This window comes from Sphingobacterium sp. UBA7253, assembly GCF_002472745.1.
Classification (GTDB): Bacteria; Bacteroidota; Bacteroidia; order Sphingobacteriales; family Sphingobacteriaceae; genus Sphingobacterium; species Sphingobacterium siyangense.
The window spans coordinates 6413-11392 of the sequence record NZ_DKSP01000023.1 but is presented as its reverse complement, the minus strand read 5'-3'; the positions used below and the strand labels follow the sequence as shown (position 1 = coordinate 11392).

Annotated in this window: 5 protein-coding genes; 3 read left to right on the top strand and 2 right to left on the bottom strand. The window is 41.3% G+C overall.

Annotation, left to right across the window (positions count from 1 at the left end; genetic code table 11):
- Positions 1-32 precede the first annotated feature (32 nt).
- A complete protein-coding gene (locus B2X72_RS01475; protein ID WP_088161701.1) occupies positions 33-1085 on the top strand; it encodes an outer membrane beta-barrel protein in 1053 nt (350 codons plus the stop codon).
- A gap of 94 nt (positions 1086-1179) precedes the next feature.
- On the opposite strand, the gene B2X72_RS01470 is transcribed toward B2X72_RS01475, so the two are convergent.
- Positions 1180-2562 carry an OmpA family protein gene (locus B2X72_RS01470; protein WP_286848124.1) on the bottom strand — a complete coding sequence of 461 codons (1383 nt, stop codon included), beginning with the start codon at positions 2560-2562 and terminating at the stop codon, positions 1180-1182.
- 70 nt (positions 2563-2632) lie between these two features.
- Complete coding sequence (locus B2X72_RS01465; RefSeq protein ID WP_286848123.1) at positions 2633-3046, bottom strand: NUDIX hydrolase; 414 nt, start codon at positions 3044-3046, stop codon at positions 2633-2635.
- A gap of 250 nt (positions 3047-3296) precedes the next feature.
- On the opposite strand from B2X72_RS01465, the gene B2X72_RS01460 reads away from it, so the two are divergent.
- A complete protein-coding gene (locus B2X72_RS01460; RefSeq protein WP_286848122.1) occupies positions 3297-4316 on the top strand; it encodes a L,D-transpeptidase in 1020 nt (339 codons plus the stop codon).
- A gap of 82 nt (positions 4317-4398) precedes the next feature.
- Positions 4399-4980, top strand: a 582-nt coding sequence (locus B2X72_RS01455; RefSeq protein WP_286848121.1) for a murein L,D-transpeptidase catalytic domain family protein, incomplete at its 3' end; no start/stop codon positions are given.

Genomic DNA, 4980 nt, shown 5'->3' with positions numbered 1-4980 from the left:
TCAAACAAATCAAACTTAAACCAAAAAAAAACATGAAAAAACTTCTAACAACCATCTTTTTATCAGTATTTCTAATAAAAATAACCACAGCACAAGAAGAAACCAAAGAAAAAGGGATAGAAATATCCGGATCAGTGGATACTTATTGGAAATATGATTTTCAAAACAAACCTAACATCAACACCTATTTTACCGAAGACAACAACTCCGTCTCTATTGGGATGGTGGATTTGGCTGTAAAAAAGAAGTTTAAAAAGGCATCATTTGTCGGAGAATTATCTTTTGGCCCCAGAGGGCAATATCGATCCATTATGAATGGCGACGGCCAGGCTGGCGACGACAAAAACAGTTTTCATATCCAAAATCTATATGTAGGCTATGATCTAACCGAGAAACTCAATCTTACTGCAGGATTCATGGGAACATTTGTGGGTTTTGAAGTAATATCACCAACCTACAACTTCCATTATTCAACTTCTTATTTATTCGGCGCCGGCCCATTTCAAGACGCTGGTTTAAAAGCTACGTATAGTTTCTCAGATAAAGTGGCTTTAATGGTCGGACTATTTAACGACTGGAATGTCTATCAAGATATGAACGGAGTTTCCCATGTCGGCTCCCAACTAGCCTATACCCCCAATGATAAAAGCAGCTTTTATCTCAATTTCCTGACAGGATCCTCTGCTGGCGGTAAAACCAATTACAGTTCTGGAACCTTGATCGATCTCGTTGCTAATTATGATTTCACCTCCAAATTTTTCCTTGGTTTAAATGCTACAAATTATAAAAAGAGAGATGGTGGGGGTTACTCTGGAGTAGCACTTTACCCAAGAATTCATTTTTCAGAACATTTTGGCCTAGGATTACGCGAAGAGTTTTTCCAAACGCATAAAGAGGAAGAAAATGGAATCCCTAGTTCCAATATCCTCGCAACCACTTTGACAGCAGAATATAATTACCATGGATTCAAATTTATTCCCGAAATCAGAATTGACAAAGGAAATACCGAACGATTCATCAAAAACGATCTAAGCCCAACCAAATCTGCAGGACAATTTCTGTTGGCCTGTGTCTACAGTTTCTAAACAACATGCATTATACATAAAAGGAAAGAGCAGGTTCCAGTGGAATCTGCTCTTTTTTATTTTCACAGCGGTCTAGCTATGCTGCACAAAGCAATTATCGAACACTTATCGAAACATGCCGATCCATAATACGATCAGATTCTGGCGCATCGGCCTTATACTTAGCAAACTGTGAGCCGTACCCCTCTGCACCTATCACCTGTTTGGAAAGCTGCTCTTTACTCAGGTAATCCTTTACAACCGTTGCCCGCTCAAGCGATAACTTTTTATTAAAATCCTCATTGCCCGTTTTGTCGGTATAGCCACCGATCTTAATATTAGCTGCAGGAAAAGCCTTTAATATCGCTGCAAGATTACTTAGTTGCACCTGACTTTCAGGCAGTACCTCGGCTGTACCTGTTTTGAAATTCAGGTTATCGAAATCAAACCAGGTATTTTTCAGGGAATCTTCACCCATCGAATTATAATCGGATTTTAAAAATTGGACCAAGTGATCCTCTATCCCGCCTTTAAAAGCAGCAAGTTTGACACCGTTTGGTAGGATGACCTCCGTTTGCTCGCGCTCGACCATACTGGAACCCGTTTTCATAGTATCTGACTCTACTTTTGTATTGTTTACACTGGTGTCGGTAGCACCGTCTTGCTTGCTTCCACTACAGCCTTTTCCAAATAAAAACCAAAGCGCAGCCAATACGACCAGGGCGATTAAAATCTTCCACCAACCGCCACCGGAACCGCTTCCAGAACCGGTTCCAGCGATTGCTGCCCTGGACTCTTCCGCTCTTGGCAATGACAAGGGCTCTTTATGTGCTTCGAGTTCATTTGCCGGATTAATGGATATTGACTTATGACTATCCACCTCCTTAGTAACATCAGCAGGAATTGCATGTTCAGTCGCGGATTCTTCCGGCGCAGAAAAATGTGCACCATCAAAAAGCTTCCCAAAGGCGCCTAAGCCTAACCCAGCTGGAACAGCAGCAGCAAAAGCGGTTTTATTTTCCTCCAAAACATGACCGATACGATCAAAATCCCAATTTTGGCCCTTATTTGTTAGACTGGAGAATATCGCGGGCAAAGAAAAATTCATTAATTTCCCAATAGAACTGCCATCATACCCCAAATAACCGGCAACAGTACTCAAAACAGTATCCAGACCGCCACCAAATATTGATCCCAATAAACCCTGAGCATTCTCGCCTTTCACAGCAGGATCCGCTGCGGGCTCATCTGCTTTGGTTACACTACCGAGAAGCTCGCGGAAATCAAAATTCGCAAAGTGCTGCTTAGCCCTTTCAAGTATCGCCGAAATCCCACTACCGGAATCGGAATGTTGGCTTAAACCTAAAAACAAGGCGGGAATTGTTACATTCAAACCCTGCTTTACCCCTTCTTTATCCTGATTTAAAACTTGCCCTATCTGAGCGACAGCCTCTTCGTCAAAAAAGTCCTTCGCCCCTTTTAAAAGCTGATTTTCCATAATCTTTGTTTGTTTATAGTTTATATAAAACTCTAACAAACAAAGGTTTAATTTGTTTACCCTACACGATTTAACGATCAAAATCACCGGAAAGCCATTTTGGTAGAACAAACTCGGATGCCAGGTGTGCCCATTGGTAACTTTGCCAATCAGCTCTACTGATCCACAGCACTTCTTCCAGTTCTTCATAAGGCTCAAATGCATGACGCTCTGCCAGTTTAATTAAATAGATATAGCCCACGACCACCGTATTTACCTCATTTACAGCCTGTGTACTGTGACTACCGATAAAGCTTATTTCCATGCTGCTCACATCATACCGAAGCTCCTCTTTCAGTTCACGAATTAAGGTCTGCTCACGGCTTTCTTCAGGCCCTACCTTCCCCCCAGGTAGCTGAAAATAGCTAGACCCTTTTTTACGTACCATTAGCAAATCCCCTTCCGGAGCAAGCATCACCGCCGAGCAAATAACAATTTTGTCCATATCATTTATTTCAGATCACAAAACTAACTTTTTATCCATCATCGAAGAAATATCTCGCCCGCATTCAAGACAGCTCTTTAAAATAAAATTTTACCGCAATAAACGCCTTATCATTGAAAATCTGTTACAGTTCACAAAACGAATAGTAAGGTTTAACAGCAAATCTATTTCCTTCAACTGCAATAAAATTGCAAATAATAAACTAATTATCTAAGTTTAAGGTATAAAACGATAATCTATACTTCCATATATGAATCGAAGATTAACCTGTTTAATACTAAGCATATTGTTTCTATTGCCGGGATGCCAGCAGGACAAGAAAAACACAGCAAAAACCAATCAGCAAACTGAGCAGCAAAAACCTACTCCACCTAAAGAGCAGATTGAGCAGAAAAAAATACTTACCGCTGAGGATATTATCTTAAAAAAAGAGCTGCTTTACAACAAATACACCCTGGAAGACAGCTATCCTTACAAAGACACTACACGCAGTTTTCAATGGGAAAAGATCAAAGAACGCCTGGCCTTTATCGAAAATTTTCAACAGACGCCATCGCTGTATGGGGTTCTACAGAATTATCAAAATGAAAAAGGCGAAGCCCCAACAATACAGGACTATAAACGGGACTCTTATAAACGCGTATCCGACAGTTTCAACGTCGAACGCTATCAAGCGGCACCACTCTACGATCTTAACAGCGCCAAAGCTGTTCGTTACGGTCGGGACGGCTGGCTCGTCCGCATACAAGGCCCCGACAGCATAGCTCGAATTCCGATTGAAGGTATTTCATTCGAAGGAAAATATACGGTTCCCAAAAGGTATCTGCGTATTATTAGCGACACCGTGCAGTTCAAGATCATCAATGTCGTCGATGTAAAGAACCAAAATATCTGCACCTTGGAAAAAGTCGGAAACGAATGGCTTGTCCGAAGCATGAATCCTGTGACGAGTGGCCGGCACAAACCTCCCCATGCCCAGGAAACTCCAACAGGCCTCTTTGTTGTCCAGGAACACAAATCCAAGATGTTTTATTATGAAGACGGCACCAAAACTTACGCCGGATTCGCGCCTTATGCCACTCGATTTACCGCCGGGGCCTATATACATGGAGTTCCAGTCAACAATCCCAATGGCAGCATTATCGAATATAGTGAGAGCCTAGGCACAACACCCAAGTCGCATATGTGCGTCAGAAATGCGTCATCTCACGCTCAATTTGTCTATAAACGGTCAAAAGACCTCGCTTCACTGGTCGTTGTTATTGATTAACAATATTTAACATTCTGTAAATCAAATATGTATTAACTTTAATAATTAATTTTGTAAACATCTACACAGAAAAGGGAGAAGAATGGGAAATACGTTTATGTTTCTTTTGATGGCACTCAATACAGCATTGTCCTCGCAAGAAGAATTAAAAACAACAGATCAACAAACCACCAGCACTCATCGTATCAATGTCGAACGTCAACGCACCGAAGTTGACTCGTTGTATGATGAAATGAATCTAGGCAAAGTATTAAAATACGAAGCGTTTCGTCAGGCAATGGAAGGCAGAAAAGAACTTCCGATCCACAACAAGGACATCATGACCGTCATTGACTTTTCATTGGCATCAACGGAAAAAAGACTTGTGGTACTCGACCTTGCGCACAAAAAAGTACTTTTCAACACACTGGTTGCGCATGGAAAAAATAGCGGAGAAAACTATGCCGTCAATTTTTCAAATCAACAGGAGTCACTTAAAAGTTCTTTAGGGTTCTTCACAACAGAAAACACGTACAACGGCGAGAACGGCTACTCCTTGGTATTAAATGGTCTTGAAGAAGGTATAAATGACAATGCAAAAGCAAGATATGTTGTGATGCATGGCGCCGATTACTGTAGCACAGGAACAATAGCAAGCTTAGGCAGACTCGGTAAAAGCTACGGC